The sequence below is a fragment of the Larkinella knui genome (genome assembly GCF_003858645.1).
GTDB lineage: Bacteria > Bacteroidota > Bacteroidia > Cytophagales > Spirosomataceae > Larkinella > Larkinella knui.
Genome location: NZ_RQJP01000002.1, coordinates 556681 through 578352 on the forward strand (window position 1 = coordinate 556681; position 21672 = coordinate 578352).

The following is a 21672-nucleotide window of genomic DNA, read 5'->3' on the forward strand; positions in this document are numbered from 1 at the left end:
TATGCCGACCGTGATTTTGTCTATCGTAAGGTAGGGATGCACAGCGCAGGTATGAACCAGAACCAGTACAGGAGTTATAAAACCGGTGATTTTGTTTGGAATCCATTTTTCCGCCAGTGGGTGCTCACGCCCACCCGCCAGACGGATCTTTTCTGGAATCAATGGCTTCAGGAAAACCCGGATTTCCTGGACCGGATTCAGGAAGCCCGGGTCATCGTGCTCTCGCTGCAGGTAAAAGAAGCCCCGCTGTCAACAGACGAAATTGATGAAGTTGTCAAATCGACGGTTTCAAAAATCAACCAGCCGACCGCACATTCCTTCCCTGAGCGTATCCGGCGCCCCTTACCGGTTTATCAAAGGAACTGGTTTCAAGTCGCGGCATCCCTGAGTCTGCTGCTGCTGGCAGCCTGGTTGACGCATGCCTATTACCGTTCCAACCCGTTACCGACGCTGTTTGATACCGCCCTGGCGATTACCAAAAATCAGAAAGCGTCTTGGACCGAAATTGCGAATACCACTTCGCGCCCCCTGCTCGTCCACCTGGCCGATGGCAGTGCGGTTACGCTCGCTCCCGCAAGTCGGATTTCCTGCGCCAAGAATTTCTTAACCGCCAAACGGGAAGTTTATCTGACCGGAGAAGCCTTTTTTGACGTAACCAAAGACCCAGCGCATCCTTTTTTCGTGTACGCCAATGGATTGGTTGCCAAAGTTTTAGGTACCAGCTTCACTATAAAAGCCTACGAAAGTTCGCGGGAAGTAATTGTGGAAGTGACGAGCGGACGGGTTTCGGTTTTTGCGCAGGCCGACCCCAAAGCCAGACAGAAATCCATCACCCGCGAACTGGAAGGCGTCGTGCTGTCGCCCAATCAGAAAATCGTGTATGAAACCGACGAAGTGCGGATGCGAAAGACGCTGGTGGAAAAGCCCGCCTTGCTTACAGCGGCCGTGCCACCCTCTTTTCATTTTGAAGATAAACCCGTCAGCGAGGTTTTTGCTACCCTCGAAAAAGCATACGGTGTTGCCATTATTTATGATAAAGACCTGATGATGGATTGTCCACTAACGGCTTCCCTCGACAGTATGCCATTATATAACCAGTTGACCATCATTTGTAAAGCGGTAGAAGCCAGTTATGAACTGGTGGACGGGCAAATTATTATTCACAGCAAGGGTTGTAAAACGAATTGACGAGTACTGGTTAAACGGGTTTATGTTCAATAGACCGGTAAATGGGCAGAATTTCATTTTTTCTCATAATAACCTAAACCCTTAAACACATGGACGGTATGACAACCCTAAAAACCTGAATCTGAAAAGAGGCCGGGCTGATTCCTTTCGGCCCGGTTAAATGCCAACTCCTCTCCCAAAACGGCTTGTCATGGTACTCCCTGAAAAAAGGGAGCCGGGAAAACTATGGCCCAATCCAACTCCTAAACCCTTAACTTTTATGAAAAAAACCGTACAGTGTCAACCGTTCGCTGGTCGAATCGTATTTCGAACGCTGGGTCTAACCATACTTCAAGCCCTGTTTGCTTTTTGTTTCACCGGATTAGGCTACGCCAACGACGGTATAGCCCAATCGCTGCTGAATCAGAAAATTACCATTAAAGCGCAGGAAACGGAAATCAAAAAGGTGCTCAGTCAGGTGGAGCGTCAGGTGGATGTCCGGTTTGTATTCAGCTCGAAACTGATTCAATCCAGCCGAAAAATCACCCTTTCTGCCGAAAACAAACCGCTTCAGCAAGTGCTCGAGTACATCCTGAACCCGTTGGGATTGCAGTATGAACTGACCGGAAAAGTGATCATTATCAGACGCGAGGAGGTTGCGCCGGTAGCCGCCCCGCCGGTGGGAGTAACGGCTCCCAAGCGTACGGTTTCCGGAAAAGTGCTGGATGAAACCGCGAAAGGATTACCCGGCGTCACTGTGGTTTTGAAAGGAACACAGCGGGGGACGATCACGAACGGCGAGGGGGATTTTCAGCTGGAGACCGAAGACAATACCGTCCTCGTTTTTAGCTTCGTAGGCTACAAAAGCCAGGAAGTGGCGGTGGGCAATCAGAGCACCCTATCTATTACGCTGGCTCCGGAAGACCATGCGCTGGAAGAAATTGTGGTGGTGGGCTACGGCACGCAGAAACAACGGGAAGTAACCGGTTCCATTGCGTCGCTGCCAGCGGCTCAGCTGGAAGATCAGCCGGTGGGTCAGCTGGCTCAGAAGCTGCAGGGACGCGTCGCCGGTGTTCAGATCAATCAGGCTTCGGGAACGCCCGGCAGCGGAATGTCCATCCGGATTCGCGGGGCGGCTTCCATCAATGCCGGGAATACGCCCCTGTATGTGGTCGACGGGTTTCCGATCGTGGGGGGTATCAATAACATCAACCCCAATGAAATTGAAAATTTTTCCGTCCTGAAAGGGGCTTCAGCGGCCGCTTTATACGGATCACGAGCCGCCAACGGGGTCATTCTGATCACAACCAAACAGGCGAAAGAAGGCCGGACCGTCATCCAGTTCAGCGCTACCTACGGCATTGCCCAGGTTCCGCAGCGGGGCCGGGCTAAACTCATGAATGCGAAAGAGTTTTTGCAGGATCGGAAAGAAATTTTTGAGGATAAAATCAAGTATGAAGGCTATACGGGCGGTGTCCCGGCGCTGTATCAAAACCCGGAAGCGTACACCGGAAAAAGTACGGACTGGTATAACGAACTTTTGCAGACGGGGGGGCAGAACAGCTACAACCTTTCGATTTTATCCAACAAAAACAATTTCAGTTCGGCCACAACCATCGGGTATTACAAAGAGAAAGGGGTGGTATTGAACACCAATTACGAGCGGTTTTCCCTGCGGTCCAACAACCAATACAAGATCAACGACTTTGCCCGGGTGGGAATCAATGTGGCCCCAACGTATCAGCGAAGTCTGAATCAGGAAACCGACGGTTTTTACAGCACGCTCTATTCGGCCATCATTACGCCCCCCATCTTTTCGCCCGATGACAAAAATCCCGATGGGTCCGACAAATTAAGCTTTACCGGACCGGGGCTTTTTACGTTTCCGAACTGGAAAAAAACGCTCCTGGAAACCACCAACCGAACCAACTCAACCCGGATTTTGAGCAATGCTTACGCCGAGATTGACTTCCTGAAAAATTTCCGGTTTAAAAGCTCCCTTTCCCTGGATCTGGAAAGCCGAAAACAGCGGATTTTCAACCCCTCTACGGCCGGCGGTATTTTTGCGCCCCCGCCCAAACTGGCCACCGGATCGTACGAAACCAATGAGTATACTTCGTGGCTGACCGAGAACACGCTTAATTTCAGTAAAACCTTCGCGACCGACCACCATGTCGAAGTCCTGGCCGGTTATTCGGCGCAGCAGTTTCGGCAGGAAACCAACCGGCTCACCGGTACCAGTTTCCCGGACGACGCCGTTACCTGGATCGACGCGGCCGCCATCAAAAGCGGGGCCAGCAACTCAACCGAATGGTCGTTGCTCTCGATGTTTAGCCGGTTAAACTACAACTACAAAGGAAAATACCTGCTGGCGGCTTCCATTCGCCGGGATGGTTCGTCGCGGTTTGGTTCCGCAAACCGCTGGGGTTCTTTCCCGTCGCTATCGGCGGGCTGGATTATTTCGGACGAAAATTTTGCTCAGAAATGGCGCAGCCTGAGCTATCTGAAATTACGGGCCGAATATGGAGACGCCGGCAATTTTAACATCGGTAATTACAGCCAGTTTGGCAACATTCTCTCCACCAACTACGTGTTCGGAAACGCCCTCGTTCAGGGTAGAAGTCCCAACTCGATCGGAAACACCAGCCTGACCTGGGAAACGACCACGGGAATGGACATCGGTCTGGATGTGGGATTTCTGAACGACCGGATCTCCCTGACGGCGGATTATTACAACAAACGAACCAAGAATATGCTGTATCAGGTCGACATTCCGACGGGTACCGGTTTTTCCAACATCCAGGACAACATTGGCGAATTCCATTTCTGGGGGTATGAATTGGGCGCAACGTCCCGGAATCTGGTGGGTACGCTGAAATGGAGCACCGACTTTAACATTTCTTTCAACCGAAATAAAGTCATCAAACTGGGGACGAACGACACGCCCATCGGCGGCATTGGAAATTACTCCAGTACGATCTGGAAAACGGAAGTAGGCCATCCGATCGGGCAGTTTTACGGCTACGTATTCGACGGTATTTACAAAACGCAGGAGGAGTTCGATTCGCAGCCCAAACACAGCACGTCCAAGGTGGGCACCATGCGCATGAAAGACATCAACGGCGACGGGGTTATCAACACCCTGGATAAAACGTACATCGGCAACCCCAATCCGAAGTTTGTCTATGGCATCAATAATACGTTTGCCTACAAAAATCTGGATCTGAATATCGTGATTTCAGGAGCCTATGGCGGAAGAATGTACTATGCGCTGGCCGAATGGACCGAAACCCTGGAAGGAATTTTCAATGTCGAAACCTACATGAAAGACCGCTGGCGGTCGCCCGAAAACCCGGGTGCCGGTATTGTCGGACGGTCGCTGTCGGGCACCACCGAATTTCCGCGCAACGTGCAGGACCGGCTGGCGCTGGATGCATCGTATCTGACCGTAAAAAACATTACGCTGGGCTACACCTTGCCGAAAGTATCGCGCTACATCACCAAATCACGGATCTTTTTGAGTGTGCAGCAGGCACTGGTTTTGACCAAATACAAAGGGGCCAATCCGGAAGCCAGTTTCAACGGGTTAAGCGGCCTTAGCGAAGGGGTCGACATCAGCCCGTATCCGGTTCCCCGGACGTTTGCGCTGGGCCTGAATTTAAATTTTTAACCGTATCGGAAACCAAAGACATGAAAAAACTTCTGTATCTATCGTTTTTAACGACCTTGCTCCTGACGGGTTGTTCCGAAGAGTTTCTGGAAAGAGTGCCCGAAAGCTCCGTCACATCCGGTAATTTTTACCAGACCGAAGTCCAGTTCGAACAGGCTATGGTGGGGGCTTATACGGCTGTCCGGGATGCCAAGGGCTCGATTGCCGCCTGGAGCATGGGCGAGATGCGTTCTGACAACACGCACCTTGAGTTCAACAACACCAACCGCGGCCCGGCCTACATTGAACGGGAATACACCGATTTCTTTCTGGATGATGTCACCAGTACGCTGGTCGCCGACAAGTACAACCAGTGTTACGTCGGCATTGCCCGCACCAACAGCATCATCGACTACCTGCCCAAATCGGGACTCAGCCAACCGGTAGCCGACCGGCTGGCGGGTCAGGCCAGGTTTTTACGGGCGCTGTTTTATTTTGATCTGGTGCGGTATTTTGGCGGTGTTCCGCTGTACCTGAAAGCCGTATCGGGAGCCAGCGATGCCTATCTTCCGCGTTCGTCCGTCGACGAGGTGTATAAAGTCATTGTCGACGATCTGAAAGACGCCATTGCCAAACTGCCGGTGCCGGTATTTCCGCAGACGGGACGTGCCACCCAGGCTGCGGCTAAAATGCTGCTGGCCGATGTGTATCTGACGCAGAAGAATTTTGCCCTGGCCGAAACCGAATTGAAAGGGATTATCCCGATGGGTTTTGCCCTCCTGCCCGACTATGCCTCGGTTTTCAGCTTATCGAATAAAAACAGCAAAGAGTCGCTCTTCGAGATCCAGTATCAACAGGGGAATCAGGGGCAAAACAGTAATTTTCTGTATCCTTTTCTGCCCCTGGCTTCGGATGTCAGCAAAATTACCAGCATCACCTCGCAAAACCGTCAGGGGGGCGGCTGGAACGTCCCGACGTTCGAGATGATTGGCACCTACGAACCTGGCGACAAGCGGCTGGACGCGTCGATTGCCATTGCAGAAGGAACCGGCGTGGTGGGCGACATGGCCATTGAAGCTATAAAAAGCCCGGTTGGTTACGTCAAACCCACTGGTAAAAGGGCGTATCCCTTCATCAAGAAGTACCTGCACGCCCATAGCCTGGAGCAGAATACCGACGATAACTTCCCGGTTTATCGCTATTCCGATGTGCTCCTGGGGCTGGCCGAAGCCCTCAATGAACAAAATAAAGGTGCCGAGGCTCTGACCTATTTGAACCCGGTCCGGGTTCGGGCGGGTCTGGCCCCGTCGACGCAAACCAGCCAGGCGGCTCTGCGGGACCTGATCGCCCACGAACGGCGCGTTGAGTTTGCCTTCGAGAACAAACGGTGGCTGGATTTGGTCCGAACCGGTAAAGCCATTGAAGTCATGAACAAAAACGGCGAATACATCAAAGCGTTTCATGCCGGTGAATCGTATCTGCCGAGCACCAGTTACAATGTTACTCCGAACCGTTTGCTTTTTCCAATCCCGAACCGCGAAATATTAATCGGAAAGCTGCAACAAAATCCGGGGTATTAACGCGTCATTTACGGTAAAGAATCACGTGCCTGTGTTAGGAATGAGTCGCTTAACCTCGGCCGCCTTTCTAACACAGGTCCTTTCAATGAAACCAAGTCCTTTATCCAGTTTTGATTTAAAATGAGAAGGCTTTCGTATTTGCTGTTCATCGTTGCCGGTAGTACAGGGGCTTTCCAGGCCTGTACGACGGGTTCAACGAGCCGGTCGGACGGGGAGAAATTACCGGAAACGGTCAGCTATAATTTTGACATTCGGCCTATTCTTTCGGATAAATGCCTGGCTTGTCACGGCCCGGATGCCAACAAACGGGAAGCCGGACTTCGGCTCGATATCGCCGAAAGTGCGTTTAAAGCCTTGCAGGAAAATCCGAAAGCCCACGCCCTGGTGGCCGGGAAACCCGAATTATCGGAAGCTTTCCGACGAATAATCACGCCGGATACGTCGCTGCTGATGCCGCCACCCTCATCCAACCTGAAGCTCTCTGCCCGCGAAATCAACCTGATTGAAAAGTGGATCAAACAGGGCGCCAAGTACGAAAAACACTGGGCCTTTGTGGCTCCCCGAAAAGCCGCCCTGCCGCCCATCGATCAGAAGGCGTGGCCGCGGAATGAGATCGATTATTTTATTCTCCACAAACAGGAGCAGAAAGGATTGTCGCCCAACGAAGAATCCGACCGGGAACGCCTGCTCAAGCGGGTCAGTCTGGACCTGACCGGATTGCCCCCCGACTTGTCGATGATGGATCGGTTTCTGACGGATACCCGCCCGGATGCGTACGAAAAAGTAGTCGATCAGTTGCTGAAAAGTCCGGCCTATGGCGAAAAAATGGCGCTGCACTGGCTGGATCTGGCCCGGTATGCCGACTCTTACGGCTATCAGATGGATAATTTCCGAACGCAGTGGCCCTGGCGCGATTGGGTCATTCATGCCTTCAACCAGAACATGCCTTACGACCGGTTTATCACCTGGCAACTGGCGGGCGACCTGCTGCCCGTGCCTCCCGGTGGCGCTTCCGGCAAGGAGCAACTCCTGGCCACCGGTTTTAACCGCAACCATAAAATTACCGAAGAAGGTGCCGTAGACGAAGAAGAATACCGGGTTACTTATGTGACCGACCGCAACGACACCTTCGGCAAAGGGCTGCTGGGGATCACGCTGGAATGTGCGCATTGCCACGACCACAAGTATGATCCTTTCTCGCAGAAAGAATATTACCAGCTCTTCGCCTTTTTCAACAACGTCGATGAAATGCGCTCCAAATACACGCCCATCGACCCCGATGTCGGCAAACCGGAGTCGTATGCGAAAAAACCGCTGATGGAAATTAGCAACGACGATGTAAAGAGCCTGTTAAAATTCATCAACAAACCGGACACCAGCCGCCTGATTGTTTCCGTGATGGGCGATCTGGACACGCTTCGCAAGACCTACATTCTGAAACGGGGCGTTTTCGATGCCTATGGCGACGAAGTGCAGCCCGGCACACCCGCTTCCATTCTGCCCTTCAATGCCGCTTATCCGAAAAACCGGCTTGGGCTGGCCCAATGGTTAGTGGACCGGAAAAATCCGCTGACGGCCCGCGTCTATGTCAATCGAATCTGGCAGGAATTCTTCGGGCGGGGCATCGTCAAAACCGCCGGTGACTTCGGGATGCAGGGCGAGCTTCCCACCCATCCGGAACTGCTGGACTGGCTGGCCGTCGACTTTATGCAGCAAGGCTGGAACATCAAACGGCTGGTCAGGCAGATTGTCACATCGGCCACCTACCGCCAGTCGATTGTCGTTACGCCCGAAAAGCTGCGGGCGGACCCGGAGAATGTGTTGCTGGCCCGGGCACCACGCTATCATATTCCGGCCGAACTGGTGAAAGACCTGGTGCTGGCGAGCAGCGGTCTGCTGAACCGCACCATCGGCGGCCCCAGTGTAAAACCGTATCAGCCGCCCGGTTTGTGGGAAAGCGCCACCGCCGGGGGCGACGGCATGTTGTCTACCTACAACCAGGATCACGGCCCGGCTTTATACCGGCGGGGCATGTACACGTTCATCAAGCGAACCGTTCCGCCCCCCTCGTTGGCCATCTTCGATGCCAGCAACCGCGACCAGTGTGAAGTAGGCCGGAGCAAAACCAATACGCCTTTGCAGGCTCTGGTGATGATGAACGATCCGACGGTGCTGGAAGCCTCCCGCGTGCTGGCGGCCCGGCTGTTGCGGGAAAACAGTGGCATAGAAACCAAAATCGGCAAAGCATTCCGGCTGATTGTGAATCGAAAACCGACTCCGCAGGAACAAAGTGTACTCATCACTTATTTCGGTGAGGAAATGCAAACGATGAAAACGAAGGACCTTGAAAAAGTGCTGGCCGTCGGCGACTATCCGGTTCCCGAAAAGATCGACAAAAAGCGGCTGGCGGCTCTGATGCGCGTTATATCGATGATTTACAACCTGGAAGAATCCATTACTAAATCCTGACCGTCATGGAAAAAGAAATGCTGGACCATTTAATGACCTTCAACCGGCGTCGGTTTTTTTCGAAGCTGAGTTTGGGACTCGGGAGCGCTGCGCTGGGTTCGCTGCTGATACCGGACCTGTTCGGCAAACGCAGCGATTCCGACGACCCTGATTTCATTCCCGGAACACCGCATTTTGCCCCGAAAGCCAAGCGGGTCATTTATTTGTTTCAGAATGGGGCACCTTCTCAACTCGAAACATTCGACTACAAACCCAAGTTACGGGAGCTGTTTGGCAAAGACCTCCCGCCGTCGGTGCGCGGTGGACAGCGACTCACCGGTTTTACCGCCACCCAGACGTCCCTGCCCCTGGCCGGATCGTTCGTCGATTTCAGCCAGTACGGGCAGTCGCGGGCGTGGGTGAGCGATCTGTTTCCGCACATGGCCAAAATTGTGGATGATCTGTGCATTGTGAAATCCATGTACACCGAAGCTATCAACCACGACCCGGCCATCACGTTTTTTCAGACCGGTGCCCAGCAGGGCAATCGCCCGAGCATGGGTTCGTGGCTCAGCTACGGACTGGGCAATGAAAACAAAAACCTGCCCAATTTTACGGTATTGATTTCCCGGGGAAAAGGCAACAGCCAGGGGGTGTATTCCAAACTGTGGTCGAACGGTTTTCTGGATTCGATTCACCAGGGCGTGCAGTTCAGCAAAGGCGAAGACCCGGTCTTGTACCTGCGCGACCCGGAAGGCATGAGCCGCCAGTCACGGCGGAAAATGCTCGACCGCCTGGCGGAATTGAACCAGCTGGCCTACGAGGAAGTGCATGATCCGGAGATCAATGCCAAAATCAAGCAGTACGAAATGGCGTACCGGATGCAAACCGCCGTGCCGGAAATTACGGACCTGTCGAAAGAACCGGACGATATTATCAAGCTCTACGGCTCGGACTGCCTGATACCGGGCACTTTTGCCGCTAATTGCCTGCTGGCCCGGAAGTTGTCCGAAAACGGCGTGCGGTTTGTGCAGTTGTATCACCAGGGCTGGGATCAGCACGTCAATTTGCCAGAAGAGATTACCGGCCAGACCAAAGACGTGGATCAGGCATCGGCGGCTTTGGTGACCGACCTCAAACAACGCGGTTTGCTCGACGAAACGCTGGTGATCTGGGGCGGTGAATTTGGCCGCACCTGCTTTAGCCAGGGCAAGCTGACGAAAGAGAAATACGGCCGCGACCACCACCCGCGCTGCTTCACGATCTGGATGGCCGGGGGCGGTATCAAACCCGGTATGGTCTACGGCGAAACCGACGAATTCGGCTACAACAGCATCGCCAACCCCGTTCACGTCCACGATTTTCAGGCCACGGTTTTGCACCAGTTGGGCTTGAATCACGAGAAGCTGGTTTTCAAACACCTCGGCCGCCGGTACCGGTTAACGGATGTTTCGGGGAAGGTGGTGCGGGATATTCTGGCGTGATGTCAGTACTTAAAAAGTAACCAGCCCACGCGTTAACGCGTGGGCACCCGATGCAAAAAACGACCGATTGCCCAACGGTTTTAACCATTTTTCCGCCGGATTACTCCACAATCCAGCGGCTCAACGTATTGTACCGCCCTTCCAGCACAATTTTGTAAAAACCGGTGGGGAGTTTCGACACGTCGATCGTGGCTTTTTCGGCCTTCACCGGCACCTCGTCCATCAGCCAATACCGGTCGTGCTGGCCTTCCTCGAAGTGGTTGGTGGTTGTGAGCCAGATTTTGACGGAGCCTTCGGAGTCGGCGGCTTTCCAGCTCAGGGCGATTGTTCCGGCTTCTTTCTTCGCCGTTGGCCGGATCAGCGACAGCTTGCCGGTGAGCGGAATGCCATCGATTTCAAAAGCCTGTTCTTTCGGAATCGAAATCCGGAGATGCCGCGCCAGGGTTGGCATAATATCGACAATGCCGGGGGTGGATTTTCGGAAATATGGATTCAGGTTTTTGGCATTCGTCACCATCCACGTGCTGCGTTCGCGGTCCGACTGACCACCGTGGTTTTTGCCGGTATCGGCGCTCCGGCCGTGGTCGGTGGTGATGAAAACCTGCCAGTCTTCGCCGAACGTTTTCTGCCGGTATTGAACGGCCTTCCACAACCGCCCCATCTGGTCGTCCATCATCCGAATAGCCTGGTAAAACCGCTCATGATCACCGTATCGATGTCCCATGTCGTCCGTATATTCCAGATACACCCACGACAAATCCGGGCTTTCGTGCCGGATGTAGGCAGCGGCTTCGTTCACCACTTTTTCGTCAATTTGATGGATATAGAGCTTGTCTTTGTCGTGCGGAAAATGAAGCGTATCCAGTTCAAACCCGTCGAACGAATAATCGAGCCGCAGGTGGCCCGTAGCCGGAAGGTTTTCGCCCACGAGTTTGGTGCGGTTGTCGAGCCAGGTCGAGAAAATGGCGGTTTTCTTTTGAGGATACTGCGATTCGAAAAACCGGAAAAGAGTCCAGTAGTTGTAATTCGGGGCCTTGATGTCGTTGTCCCAGACGTTGTGTTTGTTGACCCACGTGCCCGTCAACAGGCTGTTGTAGCCCACCGCCGAAATGGTCGGCGTCTGCGAGTATGTCCCTTTCTGGCCACCGACATAGGCCCGGACGTAGCCGCCTTCCTTCGCAATCGCATCCAGATTCGGTTTTACCACACGCTCGATCACATCCGCCGGAATGCCGTCGACAATCACAAACAGCGCCTTCCGTTTGTCCGGCTGGCCAACGCTTTCGTGCGTTCTGACGCAACAGATCGCCAGAAGGAAAACAGCTAGTATTCGTCGGTTCATGCGGTTTTATTCCGCCAGATAGTTTCCGATGCCGACGACTACGGTCGAAAACACCACGGTGGCAATGCCGAGCGTGATGGTACGCATGGTTGGTCGGTTGGCTCCCCGCCACTCGTGCAGATACAGGCCCCAGAAACTGCTGAAGGCAATGATGAAGGCCATGTGCAGCGTCCAGCCCGAAAACCGGTATTCGCCCATCTTGCTGTCGCCCATGCCGTAGAAGAAAAACTGAAGATACCAGGTTACGCCGGCCATGGCGCAAAAAATAATATTCCGAACCGCCGGAGCCGAGACATTGCGGTAATCAGTATACGTTTTATTCTTGATATTGAGGTAAATACACCAGATGGCATTCGTCGTCAAACCGCCCAGCAGGATGAAAACATAGGGCGCGTTGTTCACAAAAAGCGGATCGGCACCGTGTTTTAGCGCCAGTTCGGCAATGGGTTGACCGGCAGTAACGCCAAAGGAAAAACAGGCGCTCATCACCCCCGAAAAAATAGCCACCAGAATGCCTTTTTTCAGGTCAAACTCCATAATGGTTTCCTTCTTCTGATCGTCCGTCATCGACTTTTCCTTCATCATCCCGGCCACACCGCAGATGGAAATGCCCAACACGCAGACGGCCAAGCCCAGAATGATGACCTGACCGGACAGGGTGCTCATCAACGTCCCGAACTGCCCCTGCCAGATGGGCGGCACCACCGTTCCGAACACCGCACAGAGTCCCAGCACCACGGCCATGCCCAGCGACAGGCCCAAATACCGCATCGTCAAACCGAAGGTCAGCCCGCCAAACCCCCAGAGAACACCCCAGAAATAGGACCACCATACGGTTTCGGTGGGTGCTTCGGCCAAAACGTCAAATAAATTCGGCACCGTGAGCAGTCCGAAAATCAGCGGGGCAAACACCCAGGAGAAAATACCGCCCACCAGCCAGTAACTTTCCCAGGCCCAACCCTGTACTTTTTTATACGGCAGATAGAAACTCCCCGAAGCAAACCCTCCGAGTGCGTGCAACACTACTCCCCAAATGACAGCCATGTATAGTGATTTTTCAACAAATCTGTGTAGTTTCCTTAGAAAGACCTTCCTGCTCTCTCCTGAATGCATAAAGCGAAAAAACCGGCCAGTCTAACGTTGCAGCCCGTTAACTATTTTTATCTGAGCAGGAAAGAGCAGGAGAGCACGGTATAGTTAGCTCAGGCCGGTTCAGTAATATCGCGCTGTAGAATACTATTTCATCATAGGTTAGTAGGATAAGCCCGTTAGATTTCTAATGGGCTTATTTTGTTTTTGGTCCTTCACCGATCTTTTTCCACTTATCTTTCCGTTTTTTTAACCACAACGCTCAACTTCGTGTTTGCTACGCATGAGCAAATTCGATGGAAAAAATATTCTGATTGTCGGCGCATCGTCCGGCATCGGTCAGGCAGTCGCCCAGCAGATTCAGGCAGCAGGTGCCACGGTATTTACGGCCGGCCGGCGACAACCCGATGGCATCCAATCCACGCACCTGACGTGGGACGCCACCCAACCCGGCGCGGCAGATCTGAGTGCCCTGCCCGACACCTTGCACGGTGTGGTGTATGCCCCCGGAACCATCCGGCTGGCTCCCTTTGGCCGGTTGACGCTTGAAAACTACCAGGAAGATTTTACGCTGAACGTGCTGGGGGCCATCGCCATCCTGAAAGCCGTTATGCCCGCCCTGATTCAGTCCAAATCGGCCAGTGTGGTGCTGTTCAGCACGGTAGCGGCCCAACTCGGATTCGGGCTTCACTCCTCGGTCAGTGTGTCGAAGTCGGCGGTAGAAGGCTTGGCCAAGTCGCTGGCGGCCGAATATGCCACGTACGGCATCCGGTTCAATGTGGTGGCTCCTTCCCTGACCAATACGCCACTGGCGCAATCGGTTGGGCTGGTATCTCCCAACCGGCTCGAAGCGGCCGGGAAGCGTCATCCGCTGGGCCGGATCGGAACGCCGGAAGACATTGCCAGCATGGTCACTTTTTTGTTATCCGACGAAACCAGCTGGGTTACGGGCCAGATTCTGGGCGTGGATGGGGGAATGAGTACGCTGAAATAATAAACCGCTTTCAATCCTGCACTTATTCCAGTTAATTTGTATAGTTCATCAGCCTATACAAATGAAAAAATTACGCTATAGCATCGGGCTTCTCGGCCTGATGCTTACCCACCTGGCCTTTTCACAGACCAAACTGGTTGAAACAGTAACCCGCAAAGAGGGCGAGCTGATTATTCCGTATCAGAAATACGTCCTGCCCAACGGTCTGACGCTGGTCGTTCACGAAGACCATTCCGATCCCATTGTCCACGTCGATGTCACCTATCACGTTGGTTCGGCGCGGGAAGAGATCGGCAAGTCGGGATTTGCCCACTTTTTTGAACACATGATGTTTCAGGGTTCCGACCACGTGGCTGATGATGAGCACTTTAAGCTCGTAACCGAAGCTGGTGGCACCCTGAACGGAACCACCAACGGCGACCGCACCAATTATTTCGAAACCGTACCCAGCAACCAGCTGGAGCGCGCGCTCTGGCTCGAAGCCGACCGGATGGGCTTTCTGCTGGATGCGGTAACCCAGAAAAAATTTGAAATTCAACGCGCCACCGTGAAAAACGAACGCGGTCAGAATTACGACAACCGCCCCTACGGTCTGGCCTACGAGTATACGGCCAAAAATCTGTACCCTTACGGTCATCCGTATTCCTGGCTCACCATCGGCTACATTGAAGACCTGAACCGGGTGAATGTCAACGATTTGAAAAACTTCTTCCTGCGTTGGTACGGCCCGAACAACGCGGTATTGACCATCGGTGGCGACGTGGATCCCAAGCAGGTTGTGCAGTTGACCGAAAAATATTTTGGCAGCATTCTGAAAGGGCCGGAAGTGACCAAAACCATTGTTCCGCCGGTTGTTGTGGACAAAGATCGCTACGTTTCCTACGAAGACAACATCCGTTTCCCGATGCTGCGGATTACGTACCCGACCGTGGCCCGGTTTCATCCGGACGAAGCCCCTCTGGACGCGCTGGCCCAAATTCTGGGCGGTGGTAAAAGCTCGCTTTTCTATAAAAATCTGGTAAAAACCGAGAAAGCGGTTCAGGCCAACGTCGGTCACCCGGCCAACGAACTGGCGGGCGAATTTACGTTTACGGTTTTGCCTTTTCCGAACGTCCGACTGGACAGCGCGGAAGCGATCATCCGGAATTCACTGACGGAATTTGAAGCCCGGGGCGTCACCGACGACGACCTGGCCCAGTTTAAAGCCACCCGCGAAGCCGAGATCGTAAATTATTTATCAAGCGTAGCCGGTAAGGTTTCACAACTGGCTTCCTTCCAAACCTTTACAGGCTCGCCAAATTACCTGCCGACGGAACTGAAACGCTATCAGGCGCTCACGAAAGCGGATATTATGCGGGTCTACAACCAGTATATCAAGGGCAAAAAGGCCGTTATTCTGACGGTTTACCCCAAAGATAAAAAGGAGATGGTGGCCCATCCCGACAACTACACGGTGGTAACGGAAGGTTACAAAGCCCCCAATTACGGCTACGAGGGACTGAAGTACGCCAAGGCGAAAGATTCGTTCGACCGCAGCAAAAAACCGGCTTCCGGGGCCAGCCCGACCCTGAAAGTGCCGCCGTTCTGGACCGACAAACTGCCGAACGGTCTGAAAATGATCGGAACCAAAAACGACGAAGTGCCGAATGTCACGCTGTTGTTTTCGGTCAAAGGCGGGCACACCCTTTCGGCCAACGATCCGTCGAAAGCCGGTATTGCGCAGCTTACGGCGGCTTTGATGAACGAGGCCACGCAGAATTTCAGCAACGAAGAGATCAACGCCAAACTGGAAAAACTGGGAAGCACCATTCAGATTTACGCCAGCACGGAAGAAATTCAGGTGTCGGTTTCGTCGCTGACCAAAAACCTGGACGCAACGCTGGCGCTGGTGGAAGAAAAAATGTTCCGTCCCAAGTTTGCCACGGAAGACTTTGACCGGCTGAAAAAACAACAGATCGAACTGATCTCGAACCAGAGCACGCAACCCGTCGTGATTGCCAACAAAGCGTACAACCGGTTGCTGTACGGACCGGACAACATCCGGGCGGTTCCGACCAGCGGCACGGTCAAAACCGTTGAAAGCATCACGCTGGCCGACGTTAAAGCATTTTATCAGCAGAACTTTTCACCATCTGTCACGAATCTCGTCATCGTGGGTGATGTGGAGAAAGCCGCGCTGTTGCCGAAGCTTGATTTCTTGAAAAAGTGGGCCGCCAAACCAGTAGCTTTACCCAAAGCACCCGTAGCCAAAAAGGTTGACAAAACCCGTATTTACCTGATTGACAAAGACAAAGCAGCTCAGTCGGAAATCCGGATTGGCTATTTGACGGATTTGCCTTTCGACGCAACGGGGGACTATTACCGGGCCGGATTAGCCAACTACATCCTCGGCGGTGCGTTCAACAGCCGGATCAACATGAACCTGCGGGAAGACAAAGGCTGGACGTACGGTGCGCGGTCGGCGTTTGGCAGCACCAAAACGCCCGGCCCCTTCACGGCTTCGGCGGGTGTCAAAGCCGCGGCAACGGATAGCTCGGTGGTTGAATTCATCAAGGAAATCACGAATTACGGCAAAACCGGTATTACGGAAGACGAACTGGCGTTTCTGAAAAGTTCGGTCGGTCAACGCGATGCGCTGCGCTACGAAACCTCGTTCCAGAAGGCGCTTTTCCTGAACCAGATTATCGACTACGATCTGCCGGGCAACTTCGTGGAACAACAGAGCCAGATTCTGCAAAAGATGACGAAGAAAGAAATCGACGCCATCGCTAAAAAACACCTGCCGGTCAACAACATGATCATCACGGTGGTCGGTAATAAGTCGGCCGTCAAACCCGGTTTGCAGCGATTGGGGTATGAAGTGGTCGAACTCGACAAGGAAGGCAATCCGGCGGCTGCGGAAGGCACGTCGACGCCAGCCGCCCTGGGTGGCGCGTCGTCGACAACGCCGAAAAAATAAATCGTTTGGCAGCTCCTGTTTTGCAAAAAGCCAATCCATCCCGGATTGGCTTTTTTGCATACCCACAGTTTCGGAAGTACCTGAACCTCTTTATTTCAAAGCGATCAATCGACTTGAAAAACCGGGTTGCTGGGTAGTGAGCACCACATTGCTGGCAAAAGTCGTTACGCCGTTGGTCAAAACAACTTGATAGGCTCCGTCGGGCAACCCACTGACATCAAACCGAATGCGGGCTTTTTGCTGGTGTTTTCCAACGCGTTGAACGAAGAATTCCTTTCCCGCCGTATTGACCAGCCGGATTTCGACAGCACCGCCAGCCTGTTTATCGACGGCCAGCCGGATCATACCTCTGGCATCGGTGTACAGACTACTTTGGTAAGCAACCGGTTTTACGACGGGTTTGGGTCGGCCGAACGTAGTGGTTTCGGCCAGGGAAACCGAGAAGCCAACGAAGGTCAGCAAAGAAGCAACGAGCAGGGAGTTGAAGAGCGTTTTCATGGCGTATGAAGTTTAGTTTTTGTGTCCGTTTGAATGAATCAAAGGTCGGCTTCAACGCCCGAAAAGGCTGTCACAAATGAGTCAATCCCTGCTACTTTTGAGAACGTTCCGATGTGACCTTGGCGACGGTATTCCGCATCTCCCGTTTCCGTCTTAAGTTCTCACCGATCCAACAACACGCGCCAACAGGACCACCTTTCAATCCGTAGAAATCCCTCCGGAATGCTTGGTTCAGAATTTCAGTGCAATCAGGGCAGGTGCTAAAGCGGCCGCTGTCGTAAAGGCCGCGACCTGATGATACGGTCTGAGGTCCGGGTTGCGGGTGGCTTTCCCCGCCAAAATGTTGGTGGCCACAAATCCCGTGAGATGAATAACCGCCAGATAGCCGTGAAGCATCCGGCCACTCAGACGTCGCTCGCCGGTCGGTAGTTTGGGTGGAGCCGTTAAGGACAGCAAGGCGGTGGTTCCATAGGCGATGTTGGCCACGGCTCTCGTTGTTTGCTGGGCTGCATAGAGGTGGTCATACCGACTACCGGTGGCCTTGTTCAATTGAGTTGCCAGAATACCCTGCATCACAAAACCGGCCAGACTCAAATAGCCGGTCACCTGGTGGGACACCAGCATGATTTGACGGACTTTGAGTTCTTTCTTTCGCCCTTCAACCGATAGCGGAGCCACGGAAATGATCCGGAGCAATCCTTTAGGTCCCCAGAAAACCTGTTGGGTAAATAGCATTTTATGGGGTAACAGCGGCTGAACCGGCGAGGAAATAACGGGATCGGCCACCATCAGGTCGACGGACGTCGTATCCAAAACCGGGGCCGCCGGTACTTGAACCTGGGCTTGCACCTGTAGCCCCAAACACACCAGAAGAAGGAGTAATTTTGCCATAAGAACGGGAGATTTTTTACCCACTACGGCAAAAAGACTCTCCTGGTTGCTTACAGCCACAAGTTTTATTCCGACTCAATTCAACGGCCCTTCCCCAGTTTTCATCGATCATTGGCCGATAAAAACCGGGAAAGGGCCGTTGCTGCGTAATACCGGTTGAACCAGCGGGGATTACGAACGGGTCTGACGCAGCACCTAAAGTTACCGCTTCGCTCCCGCCGTTGCAGCAGGCGTCGCGACCAGCAAGCGAACCGGTCCCAGCAAACCCGACGGCAGCAGGGGTGAATCGGCCCGGTAAAAGGGCATGGTGGTGAACGTAATCTTGCTGGTGACACCCGGTTGGGCGTCACCGATCAGGCGGTTTACCCACAGGTTTGTAACGTTGACCTGAACCGTGTTTCGACCGGTTTTCAGTGCCTCCGCAATGTCGATGCGGAAGGGTTTCTTCCAGACCGTGCCCACCCTTTTTCCATTGACAATCACCTCGGCGATGTTTTTGACCTCGCCCAGATCCAGGATGTAGGATGCGTTTTTCGTCACCGCTGGCACGTCAACCGTGGTGGTGTAGGTGGCCGTACCGGAGAAGTATTTGATTCCCGGATCGGCATTTTCCGTCAATGATGCAAGCGTCGTAAAGGTGGCTTGCCGGGGAGCGCCCCGCTCTTCCTGGAAGGTGACGTTCCAGTTCCCCGCCAGGGTGGCAACGGGCGATTCGGTTACGGCGGGTTTGGTGTATGAAGCGACCGTTGCCCTGTTTCGGAAAACGATAAAATAGGCTTGCCACGACTCGAACGTCAATGGTACAATCGTTCGTCCGTCTTTGATCTGGTACGAGACTTTCTCCGTTTTACCCGTCTCAGGGTCCCAGAGTTCCGGCACCTTACCCGTTACGCGGAAGCTGACCGTGGCCTCGTTCGTATTTTCGCTGCGGTTGTCGAGCCAGTAAATATCCGCATCGGGTGTCTGCCGGTGGACAGAGAGAATCCGGGCTTTTTCACCCGACAGGGCCACATCCTGCGGGATGTTCATTTCCTTTAATACGGTTTCCACCGGTTTTGCCGACACATTGGGATGGCTCCAGATCTGGTTCACCAGTGCGGTAAATTCCGCCGGACGGTCACTCAGGCTGGGCGAGCGTTCGGGTTTAATTCCGGCCACGTGCATGCCTGCCTTGACCAGTTCACCTAATTTTTTCAGGACGGGCAGCGTCATCGTTTTCGCCGTAGAATCCAGCACCAGCACCCGGTATGACTGACCGCCCGACGTTACCATCTTCCCGCCTTCGACGCGTAACTCATTTTTGAGTACGGTGGAATTGGCAAAATCATAGGCGTAACCGGCCGGGATGGCGGGTAGTTTCTTGGTAAAAACCTGCGTGATGTTGTTATTTTCCCCGTAGTAATACAGCACATCCACAACGGGTTTGCCCTGCTGCAGCAGAAAGCAACTCCGGCCCAGGTAGCCCATCCAGGCGTTGGCCTGCTCGGCCCAGGTTTCCTGCCGGGTAAAGTACTGTCCGAAAGGGCCGAGCGAAAGGCCGGGTTTTCTGTCATCCAGCGGCTGGTGCACCGACGTATGCACCACGAACCGGTTTAGTCCCGACGCCATTTCCAGATCGGCGGTGCGCTTGAGTTTCTCCGGATGCCAGCTAAAGGCATTTCCGACGGAGGTCATCGATTCGGCGGCCACCAGATTCTGCCCGTAAATGTGCGCCACCGAAGCCGCTTCCCGAATGTCGGCTTCACTCCGAACTTCCTCGTCGGCCCCACCGGCCAGACTGCCTGGCGTCCACATGGCCGACATCGGAATATCGGCTTTCCGTTTCACATCCATGCCGTCGGCCAGGTAAATCCGCCCGCCTTCGTGCGACTCGGTATACCGCTTCATGCCGCGGGCTTTCAGCGCATCACCGATGACCTCGTAGTGGTTTTCAACAATCAGTTCACCGATGGTCTTCCGGAAATCCCACAGAAATTTTTCGCTGTCTTCGGCGCTCCGCACCACCCGGCCCGTCAGCACCGGAAGCCAGGGTTTGAGATCGTATCCACGGCGTTTGGCAAACTCCTCCGGCATCGCTCCCGTCCAGGTCATGTGGCCCGCTTCGTAGCTATCCAAAACCATGTATTGCAGCCCCTTTGCCCCCATTTGCCCCCCGGTGGCGTCCTTATACATATCCAGATAGGTATCGATGTATTTCCGAACCGCCACCTTGTCGAGTTTGTCGACTTCCAGCCCCGTCGCTTCCGGCGAAGCGGGGTGGTTGTTGCGGCCCGTCAGCGAATAGCCCAGCCTCAGTACGACCCAGTTACCGGCTGGTGGCGTCCAGTTCAGCGTGCCATCAGCCGACATTTTGCCGGTCAGATCAATCACGTCCTGAATCGGAATGGCGTCGGCATCGGTTTTTACCAGCGAGTGGGTGCTTTCTTTCCAGGGATAAAAACCGGCTTTTTGTTCAAACAGGTCCACCCGGTCGGTGTTGTGCAGGACCAGTTCAGCCACCGGTACGCCTTCCGGTTTGCCCGGTGCGGCATTTCCGCCCATCATGGCGGCAAACGGGTTGCCCTGCGGTTCCAGGGTTTTAAACGTAACCCGGAAGTATTTTGCCGTGGTGGGCAAAATACTCATCGTGTTCTGGGGAACCGTGCTGCCTCGGATCAGCACGACGTCCCGGAAATTAACGCCGTCGTCGCTCACTTTCAGCATCCGGTTGTCGGGAGCACCCCTGAATTCGGCCAACGCGCCCCCGCTGGTGGCGCCCACCAGGGTGAATGCCTTGACCGTCTGGGGGCTGTCGAAGGCATACTGAATCCACATATCCTGACCCACTTCCATCGGTGGCAGCAGGGTGGTTTTTGCCAGGTCGCCGTCGGTCAGATCGGCCAGGCTGAAGGTGCCGCCACTCGAGGTAATTTGGGGATTTAACGCAGCCAGAGACTTCTCAGCCGCGGGAAGGCGGTAGGCAATAACCGCAGCATCCGCGTAATACAGTTGCGGTTTGCCCGTTGAACCGCCGAGCATGGCGGCTCCGAGCGGCACATTCTGAAAGCTACCCGTCGTGTTTGGCGGCTGGGGAAGTTTTCCCGAAAAAGGTTGGCCGCCCGGCACGCGGGTTTCCGTCCAGACGTATTTTTTCATACCGTCGCTGGCGGGTACCCACGGGCCACCCGTCACGCTCCAGCCCGGCGAACCGGCAATGGCCATTTCAAGCTGGAGTTTTTGGGCCAGATCGGTGGTGTGCTTGAAGGCGTCTTTCCATTCGGGGGTCATGAACACCAGCTTTTTGGGCGTCACGGCTGGCGTAAACAAGCTGGCGTCAAAGTTCTGAAAACCGCCAATGCCGACGCGGTTCATCCACTCCAGGTCTTTGGTAATGCCTTCTTTGGTGATGTTCCCGTTCATCCAGTGCCACCACACGCGGGGTTTGGCCGAATTGGGAGGAGCCTGAAAGCCCGATTGAAGAGCTGAAGGCTGCGCAAACGCGAAAACCGGTAGCAGCCAGGTCAGAAAGGTTACTTTTTTCATGAGAGATTGGTCGTTGGGTTTGCAAGGAACGGAACCTGTACAGGCTCTC

The 21672-nt window shown here is 53.9% G+C and carries 12 protein-coding genes; 7 read left to right on the forward strand and 5 right to left on the reverse strand.

The genetic code is table 11. The features are described 5' to 3' along the window. The first annotated feature begins 51 nt into the window (after positions 1 to 51). The 5 genes from EHT87_RS11185 (at position 52) to EHT87_RS11205 (ending at position 10328) form a co-directional block, all read left to right on the forward strand. Positions 52 to 1188: a FecR family protein gene (locus EHT87_RS11185; protein ID WP_124906711.1), complete on the forward strand. Its 1137-nt coding sequence runs from the start codon at positions 52 to 54 to the stop codon at positions 1186 to 1188. Positions 1189 to 1447: 259 nt separating this feature from the next. Then, complete coding sequence (locus EHT87_RS11190; protein WP_229320995.1) at positions 1448 to 4837, forward strand: TonB-dependent receptor; 3390 nt, start codon at positions 1448 to 1450, stop codon at positions 4835 to 4837. Between the two features lie 20 nt (positions 4838 to 4857). Further along, the gene (locus EHT87_RS11195) at positions 4858 to 6396 is read left to right on the forward strand and encodes a RagB/SusD family nutrient uptake outer membrane protein (protein WP_124906713.1); all 1539 of its coding nucleotides are present in this window, start codon (positions 4858 to 4860) and stop codon (positions 6394 to 6396) included. Between the two features lie 120 nt (positions 6397 to 6516). Continuing rightward, complete coding sequence (locus tag EHT87_RS11200) at positions 6517 to 8865, forward strand: PSD1 and planctomycete cytochrome C domain-containing protein (RefSeq protein ID WP_124906714.1); 2349 nt, start codon at positions 6517 to 6519, stop codon at positions 8863 to 8865. 5 nt (positions 8866 to 8870) lie between these two features. Further along, positions 8871 to 10328, forward strand: coding sequence for a DUF1501 domain-containing protein (locus EHT87_RS11205; protein ID WP_124906715.1), 1458 nt, complete (start codon positions 8871 to 8873; stop codon positions 10326 to 10328). A gap of 100 nt (positions 10329 to 10428) precedes the next feature. On the opposite strand, the gene EHT87_RS11210 is transcribed toward EHT87_RS11205, so the two are convergent. Together EHT87_RS11210 and rhaT are read right to left on the reverse strand one after the other, a co-directional pair. Further along, complete coding sequence (locus tag EHT87_RS11210; RefSeq protein WP_124906716.1) at positions 10429 to 11670, reverse strand: alkaline phosphatase family protein; 1242 nt, start codon at positions 11668 to 11670, stop codon at positions 10429 to 10431. A gap of 6 nt (positions 11671 to 11676) precedes the next feature. Next, positions 11677 to 12714: an L-rhamnose/proton symporter RhaT gene (rhaT, locus tag EHT87_RS11215; RefSeq protein ID WP_124906717.1), complete on the reverse strand. Its 1038-nt coding sequence runs from the start codon at positions 12712 to 12714 to the stop codon at positions 11677 to 11679. Between the two features lie 328 nt (positions 12715 to 13042). On the opposite strand from rhaT, the gene EHT87_RS11220 reads away from it, so the two are divergent. Together EHT87_RS11220 and EHT87_RS11225 are read left to right on the forward strand one after the other, a co-directional pair. Further along, positions 13043 to 13753, forward strand: a complete 711-nt coding sequence (locus tag EHT87_RS11220) for an SDR family NAD(P)-dependent oxidoreductase (RefSeq protein ID WP_124906718.1) — start codon at positions 13043 to 13045, stop codon at positions 13751 to 13753. A 61-nt stretch (positions 13754 to 13814) separates the two neighbouring features. Beyond that, positions 13815 to 16712 carry a M16 family metallopeptidase gene (locus EHT87_RS11225; protein WP_124906719.1) on the forward strand — a complete coding sequence of 966 codons (2898 nt, stop codon included), beginning with the start codon at positions 13815 to 13817 and terminating at the stop codon, positions 16710 to 16712. Between the two features lie 90 nt (positions 16713 to 16802). Here the strand turns inward: EHT87_RS11225 and EHT87_RS11230 are convergent, their stop codons facing one another. The 3 genes from EHT87_RS11230 to EHT87_RS11240 form a co-directional block, all read right to left on the reverse strand. Then, positions 16803 to 17210, reverse strand: coding sequence for a T9SS type A sorting domain-containing protein (locus tag EHT87_RS11230; RefSeq protein ID WP_124906720.1), 408 nt, complete (start codon positions 17208 to 17210; stop codon positions 16803 to 16805). Positions 17211 to 17441: 231 nt separating this feature from the next. Further along, a complete protein-coding gene (locus tag EHT87_RS11235) occupies positions 17442 to 18101 on the reverse strand; it encodes a hypothetical protein (protein ID WP_124906721.1) in 660 nt (219 codons plus the stop codon). A 201-nt stretch (positions 18102 to 18302) separates the two neighbouring features. Next, positions 18303 to 21623, reverse strand: a complete 3321-nt coding sequence (locus EHT87_RS11240) for a glycosyl hydrolase (RefSeq protein ID WP_124906722.1) — start codon at positions 21621 to 21623, stop codon at positions 18303 to 18305. Positions 21624 to 21672 lie beyond the last annotated feature (49 nt).